This window comes from Tundrisphaera macrotermitis (genome assembly GCF_051175315.1).
In the GTDB taxonomy this organism is placed as follows: Bacteria; Planctomycetota; Planctomycetia; order Isosphaerales; family Isosphaeraceae; genus Tundrisphaera.
This window is the reverse complement of record NZ_CP195100.1, coordinates 881386-906404: the sequence shown is the minus strand read 5'-3', so window position 1 is coordinate 906404 and position 25019 is coordinate 881386. Positions and strand designations below refer to the sequence as shown.

The window sequence follows — 25019 nt, the reverse complement described above, 5'->3', positions numbered from 1 at the left end:
CCGTGGCGATCGCCGCGATAAGATCGGTCCGGGCCGCTGCGGCGTCGGGACGGATCTTCGGAAGGACCAGGCTTCGGGGGCCAGATGCCCATGACGAGGCGAACGACGATCCGGGGCCGGCGCCCCGCAACCGCGGGCCTGCTCCTGCGGACCCTCCGCCATCGCGGGCTGGAGGTGATGACCTGGTCCCTCCTGCTGGTCGGGGTCATCCTGTCCACGGCCTACGTGCTGGCCATGTCGACCTACGAGTCGTCGCTCCTCCTGAAGGTGGCCGCCCAGCCCGGCGAATCGGCCGAGTCCCTGGTCACCCTGGCCCATCTGGTCGCGTCCGACGACGTGATGAACGGGGCCGCCGAGGATCCGGCGCTGGGGGACATCCCCTGGTTCCGGGACGCCCTGCGGGTCGAGCCCATCCCCGCGATGTCCCTGATCCGGCTGTCGGCGCGGGGCACGCCCGATCAGGCCCCCCGGATCGTCGAGGCCGTGGCCGCATCGATCGGCCGCCGCCGAGCCAGCGCGATCCTGGCCTCGGAGGCGGAGGTCCGCAATCAGGCGGGGATCCGCCTCGTCGAGCTTCGGGCGCGGTCCGACGAAATCGAACGCACCTGGAGGGGGTACGCGGAGCGGAAGGCCGAGGGGGCCCTGGACCCTCACCTCGATGAGGTCGACCTCCGCGGCCTGGCGGCCGAGCGGGTCGCCGTCCGGACGCGGATCCTGGAGTCGGAGGCGGAGCAGGCCAGGCCCGTCGCGGCGGAGATCGACCTGGCCCGGCTGGGCGGCCTGAACACGCCGGCCGCCAACACCCACGCGATCGGCCGGTCCTGGTTCTGGGCCGTGGCCGCGGCGGTCGGCACGATCGTCCCGTCGCTGGTCCTCGGGCTCTCGATGGGGCTGGAGGCCAGGAAGGCCCGGGCCGAGGCGGATCGGCTGCGCGCACAGGCCAGGGACGCGGCCCCCGCCCAGGGGCCCCTCCTGATCGCGATCCAACTCGCCCACGGCGACTGGCGGCCCCATCCCGCGTCGTGAGGCTCCCTTCCGCCCGGCCGACCTGGTATAATCCCGGCCCCGAAGCCGGCCCGTCACCCGGCGCGAGGCCCCGCGAAGGACCATCGACCGTGCCGCCGACCTCCGAGCCTCCCGTGCTGGCCATCTTCGACCATGACGGCGTCCTGGTCGATTCGCTCGACCTGCACCAGCAATCCTGGGTCGAGCTGGGCCGGCGGGAAAAGCTCCCGATCACCGCCGACTTCGTCCGCGAGACCTTCGGGATGACCAACCCCAGCATCTTCCGCAAGCTCCTGGGGGAGGAGGCCGCCGAGTCCGACATCGCCCGCTACGGCGACCTCAAGGAGGTCCACTATCGCGAGCTGGCGACCGGCCAGATCGCCCTGATGGACGGCGTCCGCGACCTCATCGACGGGCTGACCCGGGCCGGTGTCCTGCTGGCGATCGGGTCGAGCGCGACCCGGGCCAACCTCGAATTGACCGTGGCCGAATCCGGGCTCTCGGGGCGTTTCGCGGCGATCGCGGCCCTGGAGGACATCCGCCGGGGCAAGCCCGACCCCGAGGTCTTCCTGCTCGCCGCCAGCCGGGCGGGGGTCGACCCGGCCCGGACGGTGGTCTTCGAGGACGCCCCGGTCGGCATCCGCGCGGCCAAGGCGGCCGGGATGCTCGCCATCGGCGTGACGACCACGACCGATGCCCAGGCCTTGCGCGAGGCCGGGGCCGATCGGGTGGTCGATACCCTGGCCGGCATCGATGCCGACGCCCTGGCCCGCGAGCTCCGGGCTCGCGGCTGATCGACGCTCCCGCGGCTCACGACGGATGGACGCATCATGAAACGGGTTGCGATCCTGGGTGCGGGTGGGATGGGCACGGCCCTGGCGATCCTGTTCGCCCGGGCCGGGCTCGCGGTCCAGGTCTGGGCACGCGACCCGGATCGGGCCTCGGAGATGGCCCGGACCCGCCGCAACGACCGGCACCTGCCGGGCGTGGAGATCCCGCCCGAGGTCGGCATCACCCCCAACGCCTGCGACGCCTCGGCCTGCGCCGACCTGCTGGTCGCGGCGATCCCCTCGGCCTATCTCCGCGCCAGGATGACCGACCTCCGGGAGCGCGTGCCGGGGGGCGTCCCCGTGCTCAGCGTGATCAAGGGGATCGAGAACGAGACCCTGGCCCGGCCCAGCCAGATCATCGCCGAGGCGCTCGGCCCCCGGCCCGTCTCCATCCTGAGCGGCCCGAGCCATGCCGAGGAGTTGGCGCGGGGCCTGCCCGCCTCGGTCGTCGTGGCCGGCCCCGACGCGGCGCTCAACGTCCAGGTCCGCGACGCCCTGAACCGGGACGCCCTCCGGGTCTACACCAACCCCGACGCCATCGGCGTGGAGTTGGCCGGGGCCCTGAAAAACATCCTGGGGATCGCCGCGGGGATTTGCGACGGGCTCCGGTTCGGCGATAATGCCAAGGCGGCCCTGCTGACGCGGGGCCTGGTCGAGATGACCCGATTCGCCGTCGACCAGGGGGCCCGGGAATCGACGTTCTACGGCCTGGCCGGGGTCGGCGACCTGGTGACCACCTGCTACAGCCCGTTCGGCCGCAACCGCGCGGTGGGCGAAGGGCTGGGGCGGGGCCTGTCCCTGGGCGAGATCCTCGCCGGATCGGCCAACGTCGCCGAGGGCGTCCCCACGACGCGGAACGTCCACCTCTGGGCGCGTCAACGGGGAGTGGTGATGCCGATCACCGACGAGCTCCACGCCATCCTGTTCGAAGGCAAGCCGCCCCAGACCGCCGTGGTCGACCTGCTGGACCGCTACCCCAAGGAGGAGTGGCCGTCGTGACCGCCGCCTCGCCTTTGCCCGGAGCCTGCGCGATCGCCTTCAAGGAGTGGGCCGGGGTCTGCGACGCCCTGGCCGAGGGACGCCAATCGCTGATCCTCCGAAAAGGGGGCGTGTCCGAGGGGCCGGGCGGCTTCCTGCCCGAGCATCCGGCCTTCTGGCTCTACCCGACCCACGTCCACGAGGCCGAGCAGGGGCTCCGCACCCCCGCCCGGCCGCGCCACGCGCCCGACCCGGCGTCGGTGGCCATCGACACCCTGGCGGTGGTCGAATGGGTCGGGCGGGTCGAGCGGATCGAGCAGCTGGCCGAACTGGAGCCGTTCCACGACTGGACCGAGTCGACGATCCTCGGCCGGTTCCACTACCGCAGGCCGGGCCTCTGGGCGCTGGCCGTCCGGGCCTATCGCCGGCCCGAGCCCGCGACCGTCGCCGTGACCCCGGCCCACCTGGGTTGCAAGACCTGGGTCCCGTTGGAGGACCCGCCCTCGACCGCCGGGCTGGTCGCCGTCCTGGACGACCGGGCCTCGGCCGAGCGGCTGGGCCGGCTGAGATCCCTGCTGGACCCGCCCCTGGGATCGACGGTGTCCCGTGGTGGATGACCTTCGCGAGTGCCCCGCCACGATGGCGCTGGCCGGCTCCTGGGTCGTGGTCTTCGTGGCGATGCACCTGTTCCAGGCGCAGTGGGGCCACGCCCCGCCCAGCTCCCTGCTCGGCCCCTGGCCGGTCGGCGGGGAGGCCAGCCATTACTTCGGGGCCCAATCCTGGGGGGAGATCCGCCGGGGCGAGGTCTGGCGTGCCCTGACCGCGACGTTCCTCCACGGCAGCCTGATCCACCTGGGCCTGAACCTGCTGGGCCTCGTGCAACTGGGCCGCCTGATCGAGCCGTGGTATCGGTCGGGCCCGTTCCTGGCGGCGTGTCTGGCCATCGGCGGGCTGGGAAATCTGCTCAGCGGCCTGATGCGGCAGGGGATGGTCTCGATCCGCCCGGCGATCGAGGGGTCCGCGGTCGCCCGACTCTGGCCCAACGCCGTCCATCAACTCTTCGGCGGGCCGCCCGGCGGCGGGGTCAACGCCCAGAGCCTGGGCGGTTCGACGATTTTGCTCGGCCTGATGGGCCTGATCCTGGTGGTCGGGTGGCGGTCCCGCACCCGGATGGGCTCCTACCTCCGCGACCAGATGGCGATTCTGCTGATCGCCACGGCGCTGCTGGGCGCGTTCCTGCCCCAGTACATCGACAATTATGGCCATGCCGGCGGGGCCATCGTCGGCATCCTGCTCGGCTTCGTCCATCGGCCCTTGCTCCGGCTCGTCGAGGCGCGATGGTTCCGCCGGGCCGCCTGGGCGGGAAGCATCGCACTGGTCGCCTGGTGCGCGACGGCGCAGGCCCGCGACGCGTTCGCCGAGATCCGGCTGAACCGGAGGATCGAAGCGGTCACCGGTCGGCTCCAGGCGGAGCAGACGGTCTTGCCTCTGCTGCCCAACTTCTCCCAGCTCTACGCCCGGGATGCGCTGCGGGCGGGACCGGAACCCCTGGATGAGTGGGCGATCCGCGACTGGTTCGGCATCCCGCCCACGGCCCCATCGCCGGGCGAAGACCCCGGGGAAGAGGCCAGGCAGGCCGTCGAGGACCACGCGGCGATGGCGAAGATGCTCCCCCTGCTGGAGAGCATCCCGATCGACCTGTGGGGGCCGGACGTCGCCGGCGAGTTCGCCCGCCTCCGCGAGCTGGGACGCCGGTCGCTCCAATCCCCCCCGACCTACGCCGAGACCTTCGACTTCGCCACGTCGGCGGGCGCGGTGATCCGAGCCCTCAGCGACGACAACGAGCGATCGGCGAGCGAGAATGCCCGGCTCAGGGCCGGCCTGCAGCAGCCCTGACCGGGCCGTCAAATCGGACCGGATCGCTCAGTCGATCGGGCCGCACGCCTGCCAGGCCCCGGCGCGATGGCGCGGGCGGCCGGTCTGATGGCGGATCGCGGCCACGAACTCGGCCATGGTCCGGATCGGCCCCGGGAACTCGGTGTAGTAGCAGCCGATCGCGTCGGGCTCGTGCCCATCGCTGGATCCGGTCGTCCCCATGGGGATGGCCCGGAGCAATTCTTCGGCCTTGCGCCGCGTCTCCACCGACACGTTGTTGCTCGCCAGTTCCACGGCATCGAAGGCCGGGCCGTGGGCGGAGACGATCCCCGCGAAGTCCTGATCCCAGCGGAACGGGTGGGCCGCGACGATCGCCGCCTCGTGGCGGCGGACCACCGCGAGGAGTTCCGCGAGCCCGATCCCCGGGCCGACGTCCCGGGTGTCGGGCAGCCCGTAGACCAGGAAGTGCCCCTCGCGGGCCGAGACCTCCACGCCGGACAGCACGACCAGCCCCTCGGCCCGCGCGGCCAGGTCCGCCAGCTCGTCCGGCGCCCACTGGCGGTCGTGCTCCGTGATCACGACCCCGTCCAGCCCGGCTTCGCGGGCCCTCCGGATCAGGACCTCGGGCTCGATGATGCTGTCGGGCGAGTGGCGGGTGGTGTGGAGGTGGTGGTCGATCTTCGCCATGACGGGGCAGCTCGCGGGGTGGGGGGTCGTCCGAGGGATCCAGACTAAGTCGATCCGCCCGGGATTGTCGAGGTCAACCGCAAGTGATCCCGCCGGGCCATTCGCCGCTTGGAACCGGCACCCCGCCCCCCTATCATCGACGTTCCTGCCGAACCACCCCGCATCGACAACCCGGAGATCCGCATGAGACTCGCCCACCTCGCCGTCCTTTCGGCCCTGGCCTGGCCGACCCTGGCCGCCGCCGAGGACGGCCCGAAGCCGTTCGCCATCAAGCCCGGCGACCGCGTCGTGTTCTACGGCGACAGCATCACCGATCAGAGGCTCTACACGACGTTCGCCGAGACCTTCGTCGTGACCCGGTTCCCCAAATCCGACGTGTCGTTCATCCACTCGGGATGGGGCGGCGACCGCGTCGGCGGCGGGTTAGGAGGCCCGATCGACCTCCGGCTGAATCGGGACGTGGTGGCCTACAAGCCGACCGTGGTCACCGTCATGCTCGGGATGAACGACGCGAGCTACCAGCAGTTCCGCGACGAGATCTTCAATACCTACGCCAAGGGCTATGAACACATTGTCGAGAAGCTCAAGGCCGACCTGCCGGGCGTCCGGCTGACCCTGATCCGGCCTTCGCCGTTCGATGACGTGACCCGAGAGCCGAAGTTCGAGGGGGGCTACAACCAGGTCCTGGTCCGCTACGGCGACTTCGTGGCGAAGCTGGCCGAGAAGGAAGGGGCCGGCGTGGCCGACCTGAACGCCCCGGTCGTCGAGGCGACCAAGAAGGCGTTCGCCAGCGACCCCAAGGGGGCCGAGAAGCTCAACCCGGACCGGGTCCACCCCGGCCTCGGCGGCCAGTTGCTGATGGCCGCCGCCCTGCTCAAGGCGTGGAACGCCCCGGCCGTCGTGTCGACCGTGACGATCGAGGCGAAGCCGGGAGCCCCCGCCGACGTCCAGGCGAACAACACGGTCGTCACGGACCTCGCCGCCGAAGGGGATGGCCTGCGCTGGACCCAGAAGGACGAGGCGCTCCCGTTCCCGATCGACCTCAAGGACCCGGCCACCGCGCTGGCCGTCCAGTCGTCCGACATCGTCGAGGCCCTCGACCGGCAGATCGTCCAGGTCAAGGGCTGGGATGGAGCCAAGGAATACACCCTGTCCATCGACGGCGCGCCCGTCGGCACCTTCACCGGGGCGGCCCTGGCCCAGGGCGTGAACCTCGCGACGCTGCCCACGCCGATGGCCCGCCAGGCGGCCGACGTCCACAATCTGACGCTCCGGCACTCGGCGCTGCACAACCTCCGCTGGAGGCAGGTCGAGGTGCCCAACCAGGACATCAAGGATCCCCGGCTCGGCGAGGCGCTCCGGGGCCTCGACAGGCTGGAGTCGGCGATCGTCGACGATCAGCGTGCCGCCGCCCAGCCCAGGCCCCACACCTTCACGCTCAAGCCGAAGGGCTGAGCCGAACGAGCCACGGGGAGCCTCTTCCTCCCCGTGGCCGATGGCCCGCGAAATAATCCGGCCCCCCCGCGCATCGTAGATGGTGGGAAAGGTGGGTCGCCGATGGCGGAACGGGAGGCGATCGCCGGGCAGGAGCAGGCCGACGCGGCGGCGGGCGATGGCCCTTCGCGGATGGCCGCGTTCCACCAGGCCCACGGCGATGAGCTTCGGCGGTTCGTCCTGGGCGTGGTCCGCGACCCGGCCCTGGCCGACGACCTGGTCCAAACGACCTACCTGAAGGCCGCCGAGGCGGGACACCTGGCCCGGGCCGAGACCTTCAAGGGGTGGGTGTTCCGGGTCGCCTATCACGAGGCCCTGGCGGCCCGGCGGAAGGATGCCTCGCGCGACCGGGGGCGGCTCCGGCTGGCGGGGCTCCGCCCCCCGGACCAGTCGGGCCCCGACCATCCGCTGATCCAGGGCGAGACGGTCGCCCGGGTCCGGGACGCCCTGGACGCCCTCCCCGAGGAACAACGGAAGGTGGTCTGGGCCCGGATGTACGAGGACAAGACGTTCGCCGAGATCGCCGGAGAGTTCGGCCTCCCCCTGGGGACGGTCCTGACCCGGATGCGGCGGGCCCTGGAGAAGTTGAAGCGAACCATGAGCCCCGGAGCCTGAATCCATGCGGCCCGCAATCGATGACCTGGACTGGCTGGCCTTCCTCTACGTCTCCGACGAGATGGACGACGCCGGGCGGGCCGCCTTCGAAGATCGCCTGGATCGGGACCAATCGGCCCGCGAGGCCGTCGCCGGGGCGATCGGGATGGCCCAGGTCGTGGCGATGGCCCCCACGGCCGCCTCGCGCCCGTCTCCCCTCCGCCTCCCGACCCGCCGCCTGGCCGGCCTGGCCGCCGCGGCCGGACTGGTCGGGGCCTCGCTCATCGCACTGCGTCCCGCCCCGGCGCCGGCCCCGGATCGGCCCCCGATCGCCGAGATCGTCCAGGCCTGGTCGGACCTGCGCGGGGGACGCGAGCCCGGCCCGATCGACGCGGAACTGCTCGCCGTCGTCGCCGAGCCGGCCGACGCGGAGGTCGAGACATCGGCCGCCCCCCCCTCGTGGCTGCTGATCGCCGCCTCGGGCGACGGCACGGCCGACCCCACCGAATCACTCTCGCAGGAGGATTGAGCCATGAAGCTCGCCGCCCCCCTCGTGGCCTTCTGCCTCCTGGTCCCCGCCGCGACCGGCGTGGGGGCGGAGGACGGGCTGGAGCGCGAGGCCGACGTGCTCGCGTTCGTCGGCGAGCACCAGCCCGAGCTGGCCAAGCTCCTGCAAGCCCTCAAGCCGATGAACGCCAAGGAGTACCGCAAGGCGATCCGCGATCTGGCACCGGCCCGCGACCGCCTCGTCGAGCTTCAGAAGCGCAACGCCCCACGCTACCCGCTCCTGCTCGACGCCTGGAAGGCCCGGACCCGGGTCGAATTGCTGTCCGCCCGGCTGGCCGGCGAGCCGTCCTCCGAGGCGGAGGCGAAGCTCCGCGAGGCGATCGCCGATGGGCTGGACGTCGAGATCCGCCTGCAACGGTTCGAGATCGAGCAGGCCGAGGCCGCCGCCCGCAACCACCGCCGCAACCTGGAGCGGCTGGAGTCCGACCGCGACGCCACGCTGGAAGCCCGCTACCGCGCCGCCCTGCCCAGGAAGAAGATCCAACGCGCCAAGAAAGGGGCCGAGGGCAATGCCGCCCCCGTCCCGTCCGCCAAGGCACCCGCCCCCGGGGGGAATCGTCGATGACCCGTCGCCTCGCCATCTTCGGCCCGCTGCTCCTGCTCCTGCCGCTCCCGGCCTTCGGGGGCGAGCTTCTGGCCCCCGTGTCCGAGCGATACGCCAACGACAAGGGGACCGAAGATCCCGACTTCCAGCGCCACGTCCTGCCCCTGATGGGCCGGGTGGGCTGCAACACGCGGTCCTGCCACGGCTCGTTCCAGGGGCAGGGGGGGCTGCGGCTCTCCCTGTTCGGCTACGACTTCAAGGCCGACCACGACACCCTGCTCAAGAAGGATTCGGATCGCGTCAGCCTCGACGATCCGGAGGGGAGCAAGATCCTCCAGAAGGCGACCCTGGGCATCCCCCACAAGGGGGGCAAGCGGCTCGAAGAGGGGAGCTGGCAGTACCGCCTGCTCGCCCGCTGGATCGAGTCCGGCGCCAAGGGCGTGGAGAAGGCGTCCCAGTTCGACCATCTGGAAGTGACCCCCGCCGAGGTCGTCTTCGAGAAGGCCGGCCAGAAGGTGCCGCTCCGCGTGGTGGCCCACTGGGAAGACGGATCCAGCGAGGACGTGACCTGCATCTCGCGGTTCCGCACCAACGACGAGTCGATCGCCGAGGTCGACGAGAATGGTGTGATGACCTCGGTCGGCCCCGGCGACACCCACGTCGTCGCCTTCTACGACAACGGCGTGGCCGCCGTGCCGGTCCTCCGGGCCGTGTCCGACAAGGTCGGCGACCGCTACCCGGCCGTGGCGACCGCCACCAGGGTCGACGAGCTGATCGTGGCCAAGCTCCGCAAGCTGGGGATCGTCCCGTCGGACCTCTGCACCGACGCCGAATTCCTCCGCCGCGTCAGCCTGGACATGACCGGCACCCTGCCCACGCCCGACGAGGTCGAGTCGTTCCTGTCCGACCCCTCGACCGAGAAAAGGGCCGCCAAGATCGACGAGCTGCTCGCCCGCCCGACCTACGCCGCGTGGTGGGCGACCAAGATCGGCGACTTCACCGGCAACACCTCCAAGACGATCATCAACAACTTCAGCCCGGTGAAGTTCTCCGACGACTGGTATCGCTGGCTCGCCCGCAAGATCGGCGACAACCTCCCCTATGATCGCCTGGCCGCCGGCATGATCCTGGCCACCAGCCGCACCGACCCCAAGCAGAGCTTCGAGGACTTCGTCCGCGAGACCTCCAGCTACTATCGCGACAAGGATCCCGCCGACTACGCCGCCCGCGAGACGATGGCCCACTACTGGGAGCGGACCAACTTCCGCAAGCCCGAGGACCGGACCATCGGCGTGAGCTATGCCTTCCTGGGCGTCCGGCTCGAATGCGCCCAGTGCCACAAGCACCCGTTCGACCAGTGGACCCAGGACGACTTCACCCAGTTCGGCAACTTCTTCACGGCGGTCGGCTACGGCGTCGCCCCCGACGGCCGCCAGAAGACCCGCGAGATGGCCGAGGAACTGGGCCTCGACAAGCTGATGGGCGGCCAGCGCCAGAGAAAGCTGCTGGAACTGGCGGGCGAGGGGAAGGTCGTCCCCTTCACCGAGGTGTTCGTGGCCCCGATCGCCGGCCGGCCCAATCGCCCGGTCGACCCCGCCAAGATCAACAAGAAGAACGTGCCGGCCGGCCGGGTGGTCTCGGCCCGGGTGCTGGGCGGCGACGAGGTCTCGCTGGCCGGGGCCGGCGACCCCCGCCAACTGCTGATGGAGTGGCTCCGCCGCAAGGACAACCCGTACTTCGCCCGCGCCTTCGTCAACCGGGTCTGGGCGACCTACTTCGGCACCGGGATCGTCAACCCGCCCGACGACATGAACCTGGCCAATCCCCCCAGCAACGCCCCGCTGCTCGACTACCTGGCCGACGGCTTCGTCGATCACGGTTTCGACATGAAGTGGCTCCACCGCGAGATCGCCAACTCCCAGGCCTATCAGCGGAGCTGGCACGCCAACGAGACCAACACGCTCGATGAGCGCAACTTCAGCCGCTCGGTGATCCGCCGGATGCCGGCCGAGGTCGTGATCGACGCCATGACCCAGGCGACCGCCGGCGAGTCCGCCCTGGCCGCCGCGGCCACCAACATCGAGGGCCGCGCCATCGGATCCCGCTCGGTCGCCGGCAAGGGGAAAAATGCGATCGACTACGCCGCCCGGGTCTTCGGCGGCTCGACCCGCGAGACCAACTGCGACTGTAACCGCTCAAACGAACCCAACCTGCTCCAGTCGATCTTCCTCCAGAACGACAACGAGTTGTGGAGCCGGATCGATCGCGGCGACGGCTGGGTCGCCGGGCTGGCCCGAGGCTCCCGCCCGGGGGCGAACGCCCCGATGAATCGGGCCGACCTGGCGGCCCGGGAGATCGAGACGAAAATCAAGGAGTTCCGCGCCGAGGGCAAGGCGAAGCGGGCCGAGGTCCTGCAAGCCCGGCTCGACGAGATGCGGGAGAGGAAGGGCGAGCCGCGCGACAACGCGGCGGCGAAGCCCAAGGTGTCCGAGGCCACCCGGGCAGCCTGGGCCCGCGAGGCCTACCTCCGCACCCTGAGCCGGCCGCCGACCCCCGAGGAAGCGGCCACCGCCGACGCCCACATCGCCGGGGCGGCCGACCCCGCCCGGGGGCTCCGCGACGTGCTCTGGGCCCTGCTGAACACCAAGGAATTCGTGACCAACCACTGATCCGCCGCCCGAACGAATCGCATCCTTCTCGAAGGGGAGATGACTCATGTCCATGAACCAGTATTGCGACGGCGTGCGGCGGCGCGACTTCCTCCGGCTCGGGGTCCTGGGGGCGACCGGGCTATCCCTGCCCGGATTCCTCCGGATGGCCGAGGCCGGGGCGGTCCGGCCGGGCAAGGCGACCTCCGCCATCTTCATCAACCTGGGCGGCGGGCCGTCGCACATCGACACGTTCGACCTCAAGCCCGACGCCCCGTCCGAGTTCCGGGGCGAGTTCAACCCGATCGACACCAATGTCCCGGGCATCCAGATCTCCGAGCACCTGCCCAAGCTGGCGAAGTGCGCCGACAAGTTCGCGATCCTCCGGGGCGTGAGTCACAGCCTGGCGGCGCACGAGTTCGGCACCAAGTACATGAACACGGGGAACCGGCCGATCCCCTCGCTGGAGTTCCCCGGCTACGGCCCGGTCGTCTCCAAGGAGAAGGGGGGCCCGCCCGACCTGCCCCCTTTCGTGGCGATCCCGGACACCCCGCAGACGGCCGGCTACCTCGGCGTGGAGTATGCCCCGTTCAGCACGGCGGTGGCCCCCAAGGCGGGCGTCCCGTTCTCGGTGCGCGGGATCACGCTCCGCAACGGCCTGACCGTCGAGGAGGTCGAGAAGCGCCGCGACCTGCTCAAGAAGCTCGACCGGACGTTCCAGGGCTTCGAGGAGAAGAGCGACCTGGTCCACGGCCTCGACCGCTTCTCCCAGAGGGCCTACGACATCATCAGCTCCCCCCGGTCCCGCAACGCGTTCGACATCGCCAAGGAGTCGCCCGCGATCGTCGAGCCGTTCGGCCCCAGCCCGATCGGCCAGAGCTGCCTGCTGGCGGCCCGCCTGATCGAGTCGGGCGTCCGGTTCGTCACGCTGTCCAGCGGCGGGTGGGATACCCACGAGTCGGTCTTCGACCGGCTCAAGACGAAGCTCCTGCCCGACCTCGATTCCGCCCTCTCCGGCCTGTTCCACGCCCTGGAGCAGAAGGGCATCCTGGAGACCACGGCGGTCTTCGTGACCGGCGAGTTCGGCCGGACCCCCAAGATCAACCCCCGAGCCGGCCGCGACCACTTCCCGCGGGCCATGTGCGTCCTGATGGGCGGCGGCGGGATCACCGGCGGCCAGGTCGTCGGCGCCAGCGACGCGAAGGCGATGGGCCCGGCCTCCGGCGACGGGATCGCCCCGGACGACGTGGCCGCGTCGTTCTACCACGCCCTCGGCATCGACGTTCAGAAGGAATACAAGACCACGTCCGGCCGGCCGATCGCCATCGTCCGCAACGGCAAGGTCATCCCCGAACTGTTCGCCTGAGCGGTTCCCGCCAGGACGATCGACGAGGCCCGGCCCATCCGCAATTGCCGATGGGTCGGGCCTTCGTCGTTCTCACCTGGGTTTCGCTTCGGGGCCGCCTACAGCTCGATGTTGACGGTGTTTTCGCCCGAATCCAGCGTCTTCACCGTGCGATTGGCCGAGAGGGCGGGCGATTTCGCGATGGTCGGGTTGTTGACGATGATCGAGTTCTCGCCGGCCAGGGTCTCGCCGCTGTAGGTCCCGTCCTTGCCGATCTCCAGGTTCGCCGCCGGGGCGTCCCGGCGGTTGACGTTGGCCGGATCGAAGAGGATCGTGCCCCGATCGAGTGGCTTGCCCTTGAGGGTGACGACCCCCTTGACCTTGACCTTCTCGTTCGACGACGAGACCGATGGCGTCCCATCGCCGCACCCCCAGGTCGACGCCAGGACGGCCGCCGTCGCCAGAAAAATCAGTCCCCTGTCCCGAGTCCGCATCATGGGCTCCGCTGGATCGCCTTGAATGATCCGACCGCCGGGCGGGCCGAGATCGGCCGGGCCCGGGGGGATCTTCGAATTGCCGAAGGTGGGTCACGGAACGTCGCGGGCCCGCCCACCGCGCGATCGGGCGCGGCGGGCGGCCGATCGGGCATCCGGATCAGTACGAGTCGCTAGAGATGATCTCGGCACCGGCCTGGGTGCCCAGAGCCCACCAGGTGGCCGGGGCGACGGTGTTCTTGATGAACTTGACCGAGCCGTCCAGCATGGCGCAGTTGACGCCGCCTGAGTGGCGGCTCGACGCCGTGGCGGCGGACCAGTCATTCCACGTGTTCGACGTCGCGCAGCTCCAGCTGTTGGGCGTCATGACGTGGTTGTAGAGGTTGGTGCAGGGGGCCCCGTTGGTCCAGAACATCCCGCTGGCATCGCCCGGGGCGAGGGTCGCGGTCGGGGTCATCGGTGCGCCCTTGCAGATGGCATTGCCGCCCGCCGGGGTGCGCGACGCCTCGCTGCCGTCGTTCATGTTCACCGCCACGAAGGTGGCCGCCGGCTTGAGCAGGTCGCGGTTCCCCGGGTTGTTGGCGCCCAAGCCCTTGACCCGCTCGCTGAAGGCGACCGTGTTGCTCAGCCCGTCGATGATGTCGCGGAACTGGCTCGGCTTGCCCGTCTCCTCGCCGCCCCCGCCGCGGTGGTTGCTGAACGGCCCGTCGTAGATGGTCGCCCCGTAGTAGGCGTTGGAGCTGGACCCGCAGTTGCCCGCGTAGTTGTGGTGGCCCTGGATGTTGGTCAGCCGGTCGATGTCCGAAGGGCAGTTGAGCACGTTCAGCGTGGTCTGGTGCACGGTGCCGTTCAGCGAGCCGCCGCTGATGGTGCGGCCGTTGAGGTTCTCGTTGACGCTGAAGTTGATCGCGTTGAACAGCGGCGTCTGCTCCATGTACGGGAGCATCATGGGATACTGCCCCCACCAGCCACGGCTGCTGGTCGGGAGGGACTGGACCGTGTCGTTGTAATTCTGCAGGGCCAACCCGAGTTGCTTGAGGTTGTTGACGCACTGGCTCCGCCGGGCGGCCTCACGCGCGGCCTGGACGGCGGGCAGCAGCAAGGCGATCAGGACCGCGATGATGGCGATGACCACCAGCAACTCGATGAGAGTGAAGCCGCGAGAGGATCGCGAGCTGCGCATGAGGGAGCTCCTGTCGAAACGGACGGTTTCGAGCGAAATGGATGACGACGTGCGTGGGCGGAAAGAGACGGCGCGAGGGGACACGCCGGTCGAGTGCGAGCCATCGGGAAGGAAGTGTGATGGATGGTCGACTCTTCGCCGGGAGGGCAATCCCGCGGACGGGGTAGGCTCCTGGCTTCTCCAGACTCGCCCAGCGGGGCACGAACCTGCAAGCTCAGCCCGAGAACTTCCCTACGTTCGGTGTCTCGCAGATTTGACACATCTCGCCAGCATCCATGTCGGCTTCCAAGCGTTTCGCACCGACCGAATCGGCACGACGACTTTCATCGAAATTTCATTCCAATCGAGACTTAGGATGGGTCGCTCCGGACACCACTCCGATTGGCAAGATGGGTCAGAGGGCCGCCAGCCTCCCGGCGGCCATCCGGACCTCATGTCGCGAAAAAACAACAGCGTACCAACGAAGTCAGGCGAACGCGGAGTTCACCGCCGCTCTCATCCGGGCGAGCCCGGTCCTGGCCACCTCGCGGGCGTCCCGTTTCCAGTAGGTTTTGTTGAACAGTTCGAGCGAGAGCATGCCCTGGTAGCCGACCTCCCTCAAGGTGCGGAGAATCCGGCCGAGCGGGGCGATGCCATCGCCGGGATAGACCCGATCGCCGTCGGTCAGCGTGCCGATGGGCGTGTCCGGATAGTCGTTCATGTGGAAGATCCCGATGGCCGAGCCCCGGAGCAGGCCGAGTCCGCCCACCTCTGTTCCTCCCTTGCGGAGGTGATAGACGTCGGGCAGGATCGCCGCGCCGGGGACTCCCGACCCGACCGCCACCATCGCGGCGTCGCCGAGCTGGCCCAGGGGTTTGGAGAAGCCCCAGACCTCGACGAGCGGCGTCACCCCGAATTCGGCGCCGAGCTTCGCGAGCGCCCGGTAGCGTTCGGCGACCCGGCGCAGGTCGAGGTCGGTGCGATCGGTCACGCCGAACGGCGGGGCGGCGATCCGCGTGCAGCCGATGGCCCGGGCCATCTCCATGTTCCGCCGGGCCTCCTCCAACCCTTTCGCGCGGCGGGCGTCATCGTCCCCGGCCCAGTCGAAGAAGCCGATGGCATCCTCGATCGACAGCCCGAGATCCCGGGCCTTCTTGCCGACGTCCGCCAGCGACCCGCCCGACTGGACGTGCTTGTCGATCTCGCGGATCCAGGGCTCGATGCCGTCGTAGCCCGCCTCGGCGGCGATCGCGATCTCCTCCATCAGGGGGACGGCCTGGCCCTGGATCGTGCTGGTGTTCAGGCAATACCCGAAGGGCTCGCCCGGCGGCCTCTCGGCGGCCATGACCCGCGCGGGACCGCCCGCCGCCGCGACCCCGACCATCCCCGCGCCGGCCGCCATCCATCCCCGCCTGCTGAGTGACCGTTCCACGATCCCGCCCCCCATCGACCCCGCCGAACCGCCCGGTACATGCCGGGCCACGATCGTATCGCGAGGGCTGGGCCGACTCCACGCCCCGGCCCCCTCATGATAAAATCAGGGTTCGCCGCCCCTTCGAGGCCAGGAACCGCCGCCATGACGCCGACCGACGCGCGACAGGAATACACCAAGGCCCGCCTCGACGAACGCGACGTCGACCGCGACCCGATCCGCCAGTTCCAGGCGTGGCTCGACCAGGCCAGCGAGGCCGAGATCCCCGAGCCGCACGCCATGACGGTGGCCACCGCCAGCGCCGACGGCATCCCCTCGGCGCGGATCGTCCTGCTCCGCGGCGCCGACGATCGGGGCTTCGTCTTCTTCACGAACTACGACGGGCGCAAGGGCAAAGAACTCGACGCCAACCCGCTCGCCGCCCTGGTGTTCTTCTGGCAGCCGCTGGAGCGCCAGGTCCGCGTCGAAGGTCGGGTCGAACGGGTCTCGACCGCCGAGTCCGACGACTACTTCCGGGGCCGGCCGGTCGGCTCGAAGCGGGGCGCATGGGTTTCCCGGCAGAGCGAGGTCGTCCCGGGCCGGGCCCACCTCGAAGCGGAGATGGAGGCGGTCATCGGGCGATTCCCGGAGGATCAGATCCCCCGCCCGCCCCACTGGGGCGGCTATCGCGTCATCCCGACCTCGATCGAGTTCTGGCAGGGTCGCCGGAGCCGGCTCCACGACCGGGTGATCTATCGCCGCGACCCGGCCGGGGCCTGGAAGATCGAGCGACTCGCCCCCTGAGATCCGGGGGCGGCCCGATGTTGATCCGTCGCAGCCTCGCTTGCCTCGCCCCGAGTGCGAGGTATAGTTACAGGTTTGACCGATGGGGCAATCGTCGGAGGCCGACCTTCGACCCCGATGCCTGGCCCCGTCGCGGTCGCTTCATTCACGGAGGCTTGTCGACCATGCGACGTCTCTTCATCGGCCTGACTCTCGCCCTGGGCTTCTCGGCCCTGGGTCCCGAGGCTCGCGCCCAGGTCCCGTTCACGAACGTGAACGACCCCTTCTTCCTGTATTACGGCTTCTACCTGCCGCGCCAGCAGGCCCAATCGATGCAGGCAGGCCCGGAGGCGACGATCAACGCCATCACGGCGGCCCGCCAATCCTACGCCTCCACCAATCGATCCGACATGTTCGATCCCGCCGGCGCGGGGTTCAACCGATTCGATATGGATACCGACTTCCTTTCCGGCACCAGCGGCGGGACCCGCCGCCCGGGCAGCACGACGTTCCAGGCGGCCCGCCATGGCGGGAATCTCAACGGTCGCGGCGTGACGACGAACGCGGCCTCCCGGTACAATCGGGTCGGCACCTACCACCCGACTCTTCGATCCGGCCAGAGCCGGAACGCCAACGTCGCGGTGGTCCGGGGTCGCGGCAACATGGCGCAGGGCGGATTCGCGGGCGCGTCGGTGCCGACCGGCAGCCCGGGGATGGTGGGCCGTTGAATCTCGGCCCGGCCCGAGGGCGGTGATGCGGGGGTGGAGGTCGCATGGTTCCGGATCACCAACGGCTTTCCTCCGAGGAGCGATCCAACCTGGTCGCTTACCTCGACGGGGAGTTGGACGACGCCGATTCCCGGGTCATCGCCACCAAGTTGACCCAGAGCATGACCGCCCGACGGGAGCTGGACGCGCTCCAGAAGACCTGGGAGATGCTCGACCTCCTGCATCGCCCCCAGGCTTCGGAGGATTTCACCGAGCGGACCCTGTCGATCGCCGACCTGGCGTCGGGTCGGGGGGATCGGATCGCCTCGGCCGCCTCCGGCCTGGCCCGCCGCGTGGGCATGGTCCTGGCCCTGCTCCTGGCCGGGGCCGCCCTGTTCGGGGTGGGCTATTCCGCCGTCCTGTTCGCCTGGCCCAATCCCACCGCCCGCCTCGCCCGCGACCTCTCGATCGCCGAGAATCTCGACGAGTTGCGGGACGCCGGCTCGATCGAATTCCTCGAATTGCTCGACCGGGATCCGGATTTCAACCAGGATGCAAACTGAGCCGGCGGGCCGGCCCGGTCTCGGCCCGCGATCCGTTGGAGCCTCCCCCCCGATGCTCGACCGCCCGCGATCTCGCCGTCTGGCGACCGCCCGGCCTATCCTGGTCGCCGCCTGGCTCTCCCTGGCCTGCGGCCCCGTGCGCGGCGATGAGGCCGAGGTCTACCGTCGGCTCGAAGCGATGCCGCGCGAGCGGAGGGCGGCACTCGCCGAGAACCTCGCCGAGTTCGATCGACTGGATGCCGGCGAGAAGGCCTCGATTCGACGCCTCGACCGCGAGCTGTCCCGGCGCGATCAGATCGATCAGGCGCGGTATCTGGCCCTGATGCGCCGCTACCACCTCTGGCTCAACGGACTGACCGAGGAACAACGCCAATCGCTCCGGGCCGCCGGATCCCCGGAGGCTCGCCTGGCCCTGGCCCGCAAGATTCGAGAGAAATCCGCCCGCGACGAGCCCGAGGGCCCGAAGCTGTCGGGCCTCCGGCTCGGCGAGTTGGGCCAGATCGGGCCCTATGAGATGGCCTTCCTGCTCCAGGCCTGGAACTCGCTGACGCCCGAGCGCCGCAAAGATCTCGCGACGCTCCGGGGCGGCAAGCTCCTGGCCGCCCTCCGTGCCGAGGCCGATCGGGCCAAGATCGCCCCGCTGCCTAGACCTCCCGAACTCGACCGGATCGGACGGACGCGAATCGAGGCCGATCCGGCCCTCAAGTCCCTGGTCGGGGCGATCGACCAGCCGGCCGAGGGTCCGGATGCATCGCCGAAGCGGCCCTCGCAGCCGCTCGCCGAATTCCTCTATTTCGAGGATCCCGAGCATCGGCCGCGGCCCGTGGACGGGGATCATCTCCAGCGGTTCCAGGCGTCCTGCCCCCCCTGGCTCCTGGCGATGACCGACCCGCTCGCCCCCGACGATGCGCGGGCCTACATGACGATCCTGTATCGCCTGATCTATCCCTTCCCGCGCGAGATGCCGGCCAAGGCGCCGGCCTCGAATACCCCCGGCACGGCGAAGCCGACCCCTCGGCCCGGCACCGCACCCCGAACCGGCACCCCGGTTCCGCTCTGACGGGACCAGCCATGAGCCTCGATACGGACCACTACTGGATGCGCCGGGCCCTGGCCGAAGCGGCCCGGGGCCGAGGGGCCGTCGAGCCCAACCCCATGGTCGGCGCCGTGGTGGTGCGGGACGGCGTGGCGGTGGGCGTCGGCCATCACGAGCGGTTCGGCGGTCCGCATGCCGAGGTCGTCGCCCTGGGGCATGCGGGGGAGGCCGCGGCCGGGGCGACCCTCTATGTCACCCTGGAACCTTGCTGCCACCACGGGAAGACCCCGCCCTGCACCCGGGCCGTGATCGCCTCGGGCGTCGCCCGCGTGGTCGCGGCGATGCGCGACCCGTTCTCCAGGGTGGCCGGGTGGGGGTTCCGCGAACTCCGCGAGGCCGGAATCGAGGTCGCGGTGGGCGTCGAGCGGCTCGCCGCCGTCCGGCTCAACGCCCCCTATTTGAAACGCCTGGCGACCGGCCGCCCCTACGTGACCGCCAAGTGGGCGATGACCCTCGATGGCCGGACGGCGGCCGCCTCCGGCCATAGCCGATGGATCTCGGGCTCCCGGTCCCGCGCCCTGGTCCACGAGGTCCGCGGCCGGATGGACGCGATCGTCGCCGGCATCGGCACGGTCCTGGCCGACGATCCGGAACTGACCGCACGCCCCGCCGGCCCGCGCACCCCGATCCGGGTGATCCTCGACGGCGAGGCCCGGCTCCCCCTCGATGGCCGCCTGGCCCGCTCCGCGCGCGACATCCCGGTCTGGCTGGCCGTGACCGATCGCGCCCCGGCCGGTCGCCTCCGGATCATCGAGTCCCTCGGCTGCGAAATCCTCCGTTTCCCGGGTGAAGGCCCGGTCCCGATCGGCCCCCTGCTCGAAATCATGGGCGGTCGCGGCCTGACCAACATCCTGGTCGAGGGCGGGGGGAAGGTCCTGGGGGCCTTCCTGGACGCCGGGGAAGTCGACGCGATCGACGTCTTCATCGCCCCCAAGATCGAAGGGGGCTCGCACGACTTCGGGCCCGCCCGGGGGCTCGGCGTGGCCGCCATGTCCGATGCCCTGGCGGTCGAGGAGCGGGAATGGAGCGAGATCGACGGGGACCTGCGGCTTCGGGGGGTGCTTCCACGGCCCTGGCGATCGGCCATCGAGCTTGACGATCCGCAAGACTAAGTGATATCATGCGTTAGATAGTCAGGCGTGCCGCATTTTACCCGCCCCATGGCCCCGGAGTGTTCAGCGCGTGGGGGAATCTCGACGCGAGCATTCGGGAGAGAAAATGGCTCCCAAGGCCGTCGTGGGCCGGGTCAGCCTGTATCTCCGGCAACTGGAGGCCCTCCAGCGGGAGGGCCAGACCACGATCTCGAGCAATCGCCTCGGCGCGGCCCTCTCGATCAATGACGCGCAGGTCCGCAAGGATCTCGCCTTCTTCGGCCAGTTCGGCCATCCCGGCATCGGCTATCGGATCGAGGAGTTGATCGCCACCCTCAGGCGCATCCTGGGGATCGACCGGGATTGGCCCCTGGCCCTGATCGGCCTGGGCAACCTGGGCCGGGCCCTCCTCAAGTACCGGGGCTTCCGCCACCGCGGGTTCCAGATCGTCGCCCTGTTCGACAACGACGCGCACAAGGTCGGCCAGACGTTCGACGGCATCGAGGTCCAGTCGACCGACGCGCTGGCCGAGACCATCCGGTCCCGCCACATCAGCCTGGCCATCCTCAGCGTCCCGGCCGAGTCGGCCCAGGGCGTGGCCGATCAGCTGGTGGCCTGCGGGGTCCTGGGGATCCTCAATTTCGCCCCGATGCCCCTGAACGTCCCGCCCGCCGTCAGTGTCGTTGCAGTCGACCTGAGCGTGCAGCTCGAACACCTGGCCTATAAGATCCAGGCGACCCAGGGCGGCGGCCTCTCGTTCTTCGGTTGATGATCCCGCCGATGGCCGCTAGAATGCAGGAGATCCTCGCGGACCCCGCCTACCCGGTGGTGAAACGGTATCACGACAGGTTTTGGTCCTGTCTTTCCAGGTTCGAATCCTGGCCGGGTAATCCTCTCACGATCCGTCCCCCCTCAAACCAGCCCGATCGCCGCCTTCATCCAGGGTCGGGATCCCGCATCGCTTCAGGTGATCGGCGACGGCATCGCCGATGGACGGGGGCCGCGTCGGGTCGTCGGGGTCGCCCGGCGGGACCCAGATGACCATCCCCTCCCGGGCCCGGGTGAGCAGGACCCGGTACTTGTTCACGACATGCTGCCGCGTCCCGGCATCGCGGACCTGCCGCCAGCGGGTGCCCCGGAAGGAGCGGCACGCCCAGCCGCCCGACTCGGGGGTGAGGTCGCCGCCCCAGCAGACCCCGGTCCAGTCGAGTTCCAGGCCCTGGATCCCGAACTCGGTCGCCGGGACTTCCAGGACATGCGACGAGCGGACGTCCGTCGCCTCGTTCAGGAACCAGGCTTCGACGTCGAGTTCCGCCGTGACGTCGAGCCCGTGGGCCCGGAGCCGCCTCGCGCCGCTGCTCGCCACCAGGCCGATGCGCCGGGAGCCCCGCCGGCGTTCCCGGAGCCATGACCGGGCTCGGGCGAGATCCCGGGTCCAGGCGATCGGGAACGCGTCGAGGCGGGCCGCCAGTTCTCGCGCCCGATCGGGGTCGGGCCGCAGGACGGCGTCGACGAACTCCGAGAGGACCTCCGCCCGGTAGGATCTGAGATTCACGCTCAGGTGGAGCGACCGGTCCTCGGTGATGGCGACCCCGTCGGGCACCTCGGGGAACAGGCAGGCGCCGGTCGCGTGGGTCCCAGACTTGAGTTCCGGCGACACGTGGACGTCCCAATGGCGGAATCGGTCCGCGATGGCCCTCCCCCATTCCGAAAGTCCTGCTTCGCCCCGGTTGATCTCCTGCCCGCCGCCGACGAGCGCGACCACCAGGGCCCAATCCGGGTGCCGATCCATGACTTCCAGCAGGATCTCGGGCTCGGAGAAGGGGCGGTTGAACTTCCTCGCCGATTGGGCGGCATCCCAGGCTCGCTGCGCCTCGTCGAAGACGACCACCCGATCGACCGGCACCCGGCCCGGATCGGCGAAATAGGCGTCGATAAACCGATGGACGTTCTGAATGAACGTCGCAACCTGACGGCGAGACTGCTGAAGCGTCTGGCCGAGCCTATGCGCCGCGTCCCGAGCCAGCGCTTCGTTCAGGATCCGCACCAGCGGCACGTTCCCCGAGAGGAAGACGCCCAGGTCTCCCTGGTGCAGGCCACCATTGTGGACGATGTTCAGCCCCGCGAGGGTCTTCCCCGCGCCGGGCACCCCCGTGATGAAGCAGATCCGCTTGCGGTGCCCGACCCGAGCCTCCTCGATCGCGGCGATCACCGCGTCGGTGGTCCGCGTCAGGTTCTCGATCCCGGACTGGTTGCGGGAGATCTCCCGCACGTTCTGGCCGGCATACAACGCCTGGGCCGCCTCGATGATCGTGGGCGTCGGCGCGTAGGCACTCCGATCCCAGAGCGCCGGATCGATGGGCCCTCGGTCGGTCGCCCCATAACGCTCGACACACGACCGGACCTTCGCATCGAGGTCCGAGGCATTGGCTCGCCAGGTCGGCTTGACCCATCCGACCGCCGGCCCGTCCGGCGCCGGCGCGTCGCCCGCCTTCGTCGCGACCAGCACCGGCACGATCGGCCGGCCCGAGCTTTCCGCGTGGAAGTCGGCGAGGTCGAGGGCATAGTCCTCCACCTGCACGATGGCGTCCCGGGCGTAATCCTTCGCCCCGCACTTGAATTCGAGGACGATCAGGACGCCCCCGGCGACGAGCACGGCGTCGATCCGCCGGCCGCGCCTCGGGATCGGGTACTCCAGTAGGATCTGCCAGGTCGCCGCGTCGGGATCGGCGAGGATCCGGCCGACGCAGGCCTTGAGCAGGCCGATCTCGACCCGCCAGGCCGCGGTCTGGGCGTGCCGTTGCTGATGGAATCCGGCTCCGGCGTGCGCATCCGTGAGCCGGCCCAGGATCCGATCCTCGTCGTCGGCGAGGAAGTCAAGGATCGTCCGGCGATAGTAGGCGGGCATCGCGTCCCCCGGTCCCCGGACGATGCAGCCCGATCGCACGACGACGCCGATCCCACCGGACCAAGGGGAGTCCGATGGGATCGGGCCGGGTTTTCATCCGCCACGCGGACCCGATCAGGCCGGCTGGGGCGTGATCCAGATCGGGGCGTTCTCCTCGTGGGCCCGGATCGCGGGCTCATCCAGGAGGGTCTCGGCGATGGCGTCGAGGCCGTGCAGAAGGCGATGCCGCTGGTCTTCGGGGATGTCGATCGCGTAGGACTTCCCGGAGCCGCCGCCGGCCGGGTGGACGGTGAGGCGAAGGTCGTGGAGGTCGAAGGTCAGCTCGGCCCCGGCGCGGACGGCCTCGGCGATCTCGGCCCATTCGCTCTCGGGCACTTCCAGGGGGACCAGGCCGTTGCCGTAGGCATTCCCCTCGAAGATGTCCGCGAACCCTTCCCCCTTGCCGGGGGCGATCAGGGCGCGGAAGCCAGCCTGGGCCACGGCCCACACGGCGTGCTCGCGGCTCGACCCGCAGCCGAAGTTGCGCCCGACGACCAGGATCGTGGCCCCCTGGGCCTCCGGCTTGTTGAGGGGGAACTCGGGGTCGAGGGCCCCATGGAATTCGGGGTTATCGGGCTGGGGCGAGCCACCGGCCACGTAGCGCTTGTCGGCGAAGAGCAGGGGGCCATAGCCGACCCGCTCGACCCGCTTGAGGTAGCGGGCCGGGATGATGAGGTCGGTGTTGACGTCGGTCCAGTCGAGGACGACGGCCTTGCCGCGGTGGACGGTGAACGCTTGCATCGGATCAGGCTCCCTGCGGCATCATCTGGCGGACATCGACGAAGTGGCCCGCGACGGCGGCGGCGGCGGCCATGGCCGGGCTGACCAGGTGGGTCCGCCCGCCGGGGCCCTGCCGGCCTTCGAAGTTGCGATTGCTGGTGCTGGCCGAACGCTGCTCGGGGGTGAGCTTGTCGGGGTTCATGGCCAGGCACATGCTGCAACCGGCCTCGCGCCACTCGGCGCCGGCCTCGCGGAAGACCCGGTCGAGCCCCTCGGCCTCGGCCTGGTGGCGGACCTGCTCGCTGCCCGGCACGATCAGAGCCCGGACGCTGGGGGCGACCTTCCGCCCCTTGAGCACGTTGGCGGCGATGCGCAGGTCCTCGATCCGCCCGTTGGTGCACGAGCCGATGAAGACGACATCCACGGCGATGTCCGTGACCGGCGTGCCGGGCTTCAGGCCCATGTAGGCCAGGGCCCGGCGGGCGTCCTCGGCGCTGGCGAACGGGACCTGATCGGGGTCGGGCACCGTGCCGGTGACGTCGATCGTCATGGCGGGGGTGGTCCCCCAGGTGACCTGCGGGACGATCGACCCGGCGTCGATCGTGATGTGGCGATCGAAGGCCGACGGGTCGTCGGTCTTCAAGGTCTTCCAGTCGCGGATGGCCGCTTCCAGGGCCTTGCCCTTGGGGGCGAACGGGCGGTCGACCTTGGTCAAATAGTCGATGGTCACGTCGTCGGGGGCGATCAGCCCGGCGCGGGCCCCGGCCTCGATCGACATGTTGCAGATGGTCATCCGGCCTTCCATCGAGAGGGCCTCGATGGCCGGGCCGTAGTATTCGAGGACCGTCCCGGTGCCGCCGCCGGTGCCGATGGCCCGGATGATCGCCAGGATGATGTCCTTGGGCTCCAGCCCCGGGGCGAGCTTGCCGGTCACCTCGATGCCGAACGACTTGGGCCGGCGTCCCTGGGCCAGGGTCTGGGTGGCCAGGACGTGCTCGACCTCGCTGGTGCCGATGCCGAAGGCCAGGGCGCCGAACGCGCCATGGGTGCTGGTGTGACTATCGCCGCAGACTATCGTGTTGCCCGGCAGGGTGATCCCCAACTCGGGGCCGATCACGTGGACGATGCCCTGGCGACCGCTCTTGATGTCATAGAGGGGGACGCCGAACTCCTTGCAGTTGGCCCGCAGGGTCTCGACCTGGCGCCGGGACATCGGCTCGTGGATCTGGAGTTGATTCTCGGTCGGCACGTTGTGGTCGACCGTGGCGAACGTCAGGTCGGGCCGCCGCACCTTCCGGCCCGCGAGGCGGAGGCCGTCGAACGCCTGGGGGCTGGTGACCTCGTGGACCAGGTGCCGGTCAATATAGAGGAGAGTGGCCTCGTCCGTGGCCTTGACGACGTGTCGGTTCCAGACTTTCTCGAACAGGGTCTCGGGCACGGACGGTTCTCCTGGCGAGGCGACGCGGCAGCGTTCGGTG

The 25019-nt window shown here is 70.2% G+C and carries 24 protein-coding genes and 1 tRNA gene; 18 read left to right on the top strand and 7 right to left on the bottom strand.

The window, feature by feature from the left end:
• The first annotated feature begins 90 nt into the window (after window positions 1-90).
• From TA3x_RS03990 to TA3x_RS03970, 5 genes are all read left to right on the top strand, one after another.
• Window positions 91-1026, top strand: a complete 936-nt coding sequence (locus TA3x_RS03990) for a hypothetical protein (RefSeq protein ID WP_435018812.1) — start codon at window positions 91-93, stop codon at window positions 1024-1026.
• 89 nt (window positions 1027-1115) lie between these two features.
• Entirely contained in the window at window positions 1116-1799 is a 684-nt protein-coding gene (locus TA3x_RS03985; RefSeq protein ID WP_435018811.1) for an HAD family hydrolase, read from the top strand.
• A 36-nt stretch (window positions 1800-1835) separates the two neighbouring features.
• Window positions 1836-2834, top strand: coding sequence for an NAD(P)H-dependent glycerol-3-phosphate dehydrogenase (locus TA3x_RS03980; RefSeq protein WP_435018810.1), 999 nt, complete (start codon window positions 1836-1838; stop codon window positions 2832-2834).
• Window positions 2831-3430 carry a DUF1802 family protein gene (locus TA3x_RS03975; protein WP_435018809.1) on the top strand — a complete coding sequence of 200 codons (600 nt, stop codon included), beginning with the start codon at window positions 2831-2833 and terminating at the stop codon, window positions 3428-3430. Before TA3x_RS03980 ends, TA3x_RS03975 begins: the two co-directional genes overlap by 4 nt.
• Window positions 3423-4709, top strand: a complete 1287-nt coding sequence (locus TA3x_RS03970) for a rhomboid family intramembrane serine protease (protein WP_435018808.1) — start codon at window positions 3423-3425, stop codon at window positions 4707-4709. The genes TA3x_RS03975 and TA3x_RS03970 overlap by 8 nt, the downstream gene beginning before the upstream one ends.
• 27 nt (window positions 4710-4736) lie before the next feature.
• Here the strand turns inward: TA3x_RS03970 and TA3x_RS03965 are convergent, their stop codons facing one another.
• A complete protein-coding gene (locus TA3x_RS03965) occupies window positions 4737-5375 on the bottom strand; it encodes a PHP domain-containing protein (RefSeq protein ID WP_435018807.1) in 639 nt (212 codons plus the stop codon).
• Between the two features lie 183 nt (window positions 5376-5558).
• Here TA3x_RS03965 and TA3x_RS03960 point away from each other — a divergent pair, with 183 nt between their 5' ends.
• The 6 genes from TA3x_RS03960 to TA3x_RS03935 all read left to right on the top strand — a co-directional run bounded on the left by TA3x_RS03960 (window position 5559) and on the right by TA3x_RS03935 (window position 12588).
• Window positions 5559-6830: an SGNH/GDSL hydrolase family protein gene (locus TA3x_RS03960; RefSeq protein ID WP_435018806.1), complete on the top strand. Its 1272-nt coding sequence runs from the start codon at window positions 5559-5561 to the stop codon at window positions 6828-6830.
• Window positions 6831-6932: 102 nt separating this feature from the next.
• Window positions 6933-7484 (top strand): RNA polymerase sigma factor, encoded by a 552-nt coding sequence (locus TA3x_RS03955; RefSeq protein ID WP_435018805.1) that lies wholly within the window; start codon window positions 6933-6935, stop codon window positions 7482-7484.
• A 4-nt stretch (window positions 7485-7488) separates the two neighbouring features.
• Complete coding sequence (locus tag TA3x_RS03950; protein WP_435018804.1) at window positions 7489-7992, top strand: hypothetical protein; 504 nt, start codon at window positions 7489-7491, stop codon at window positions 7990-7992.
• 3 nt (window positions 7993-7995) lie between these two features.
• The gene (locus TA3x_RS03945) at window positions 7996-8595 is read left to right on the top strand and encodes a hypothetical protein (protein ID WP_435018803.1); all 600 of its coding nucleotides are present in this window, start codon (window positions 7996-7998) and stop codon (window positions 8593-8595) included.
• On the top strand, window positions 8592-11243 hold the full coding sequence (locus TA3x_RS03940) for a DUF1549 and DUF1553 domain-containing protein (RefSeq protein ID WP_435018802.1): 2652 nt from the start codon (window positions 8592-8594) through the stop codon (window positions 11241-11243). Before TA3x_RS03945 ends, TA3x_RS03940 begins: the two co-directional genes overlap by 4 nt.
• 46 nt (window positions 11244-11289) lie before the next feature.
• Window positions 11290-12588 carry a DUF1501 domain-containing protein gene (locus tag TA3x_RS03935; RefSeq protein ID WP_435018801.1) on the top strand — a complete coding sequence of 433 codons (1299 nt, stop codon included), beginning with the start codon at window positions 11290-11292 and terminating at the stop codon, window positions 12586-12588.
• Between the two features lie 98 nt (window positions 12589-12686).
• Here TA3x_RS03935 and TA3x_RS03930 read toward each other — a convergent pair whose 3' ends face one another.
• The 3 genes from TA3x_RS03930 to TA3x_RS03920 form a co-directional block, all read right to left on the bottom strand.
• Entirely contained in the window at window positions 12687-13064 is a 378-nt protein-coding gene (locus TA3x_RS03930) for a hypothetical protein (RefSeq protein ID WP_435018800.1), read from the bottom strand.
• A 157-nt stretch (window positions 13065-13221) separates the two neighbouring features.
• Window positions 13222-14244 carry a DUF1559 domain-containing protein gene (locus TA3x_RS03925; RefSeq protein ID WP_435018799.1) on the bottom strand — a complete coding sequence of 341 codons (1023 nt, stop codon included), beginning with the start codon at window positions 14242-14244 and terminating at the stop codon, window positions 13222-13224.
• Between the two features lie 466 nt (window positions 14245-14710).
• Entirely contained in the window at window positions 14711-15655 is a 945-nt protein-coding gene (locus TA3x_RS03920; RefSeq protein ID WP_435018798.1) for a sugar phosphate isomerase/epimerase family protein, read from the bottom strand.
• 144 nt (window positions 15656-15799) lie between these two features.
• Between TA3x_RS03920 and pdxH the strand changes: the two genes are divergently transcribed.
• The 7 genes from pdxH to TA3x_RS03885 all read left to right on the top strand — a co-directional run bounded on the left by pdxH (window position 15800) and on the right by TA3x_RS03885 (window position 20764).
• Entirely contained in the window at window positions 15800-16438 is a 639-nt protein-coding gene (gene pdxH, locus TA3x_RS03915; RefSeq protein WP_435018797.1) for a pyridoxamine 5'-phosphate oxidase, read from the top strand.
• Between the two features lie 164 nt (window positions 16439-16602).
• Window positions 16603-17145 carry a hypothetical protein gene (locus TA3x_RS03910; RefSeq protein ID WP_435018796.1) on the top strand — a complete coding sequence of 181 codons (543 nt, stop codon included), beginning with the start codon at window positions 16603-16605 and terminating at the stop codon, window positions 17143-17145.
• Window positions 17146-17189: 44 nt separating this feature from the next.
• Window positions 17190-17687 carry an anti-sigma factor family protein gene (locus TA3x_RS03905; protein WP_435018795.1) on the top strand — a complete coding sequence of 166 codons (498 nt, stop codon included), beginning with the start codon at window positions 17190-17192 and terminating at the stop codon, window positions 17685-17687.
• Between the two features lie 52 nt (window positions 17688-17739).
• Window positions 17740-18747, top strand: a complete 1008-nt coding sequence (locus TA3x_RS03900; RefSeq protein WP_435018794.1) for a hypothetical protein — start codon at window positions 17740-17742, stop codon at window positions 18745-18747.
• Between the two features lie 11 nt (window positions 18748-18758).
• On the top strand, window positions 18759-19895 hold the full coding sequence (gene ribD, locus TA3x_RS03895; protein WP_435018793.1) for a bifunctional diaminohydroxyphosphoribosylaminopyrimidine deaminase/5-amino-6-(5-phosphoribosylamino)uracil reductase RibD: 1137 nt from the start codon (window positions 18759-18761) through the stop codon (window positions 19893-19895).
• Between the two features lie 70 nt (window positions 19896-19965).
• On the top strand, window positions 19966-20643 hold the full coding sequence (locus TA3x_RS03890) for a redox-sensing transcriptional repressor Rex (RefSeq protein WP_435018792.1): 678 nt from the start codon (window positions 19966-19968) through the stop codon (window positions 20641-20643).
• 50 nt (window positions 20644-20693) lie between these two features.
• Window positions 20694-20764: transfer RNA gene (locus tag TA3x_RS03885), tRNA-Gln, on the top strand.
• A gap of 5 nt (window positions 20765-20769) precedes the next feature.
• Here TA3x_RS03885 and TA3x_RS03880 read toward each other — a convergent pair.
• From TA3x_RS03880 to leuC, 3 genes are all read right to left on the bottom strand, one after another.
• A complete protein-coding gene (locus TA3x_RS03880) occupies window positions 20770-22782 on the bottom strand; it encodes a DNA/RNA helicase domain-containing protein (RefSeq protein WP_435018791.1) in 2013 nt (670 codons plus the stop codon).
• A gap of 114 nt (window positions 22783-22896) precedes the next feature.
• Complete coding sequence (gene leuD, locus TA3x_RS03875; RefSeq protein ID WP_435018790.1) at window positions 22897-23562, bottom strand: 3-isopropylmalate dehydratase small subunit; 666 nt, start codon at window positions 23560-23562, stop codon at window positions 22897-22899.
• A 4-nt stretch (window positions 23563-23566) separates the two neighbouring features.
• Entirely contained in the window at window positions 23567-24979 is a 1413-nt protein-coding gene (leuC, locus tag TA3x_RS03870; RefSeq protein WP_435018789.1) for a 3-isopropylmalate dehydratase large subunit, read from the bottom strand.
• Between the last annotated feature and the right edge of the window lie 40 nt (window positions 24980-25019).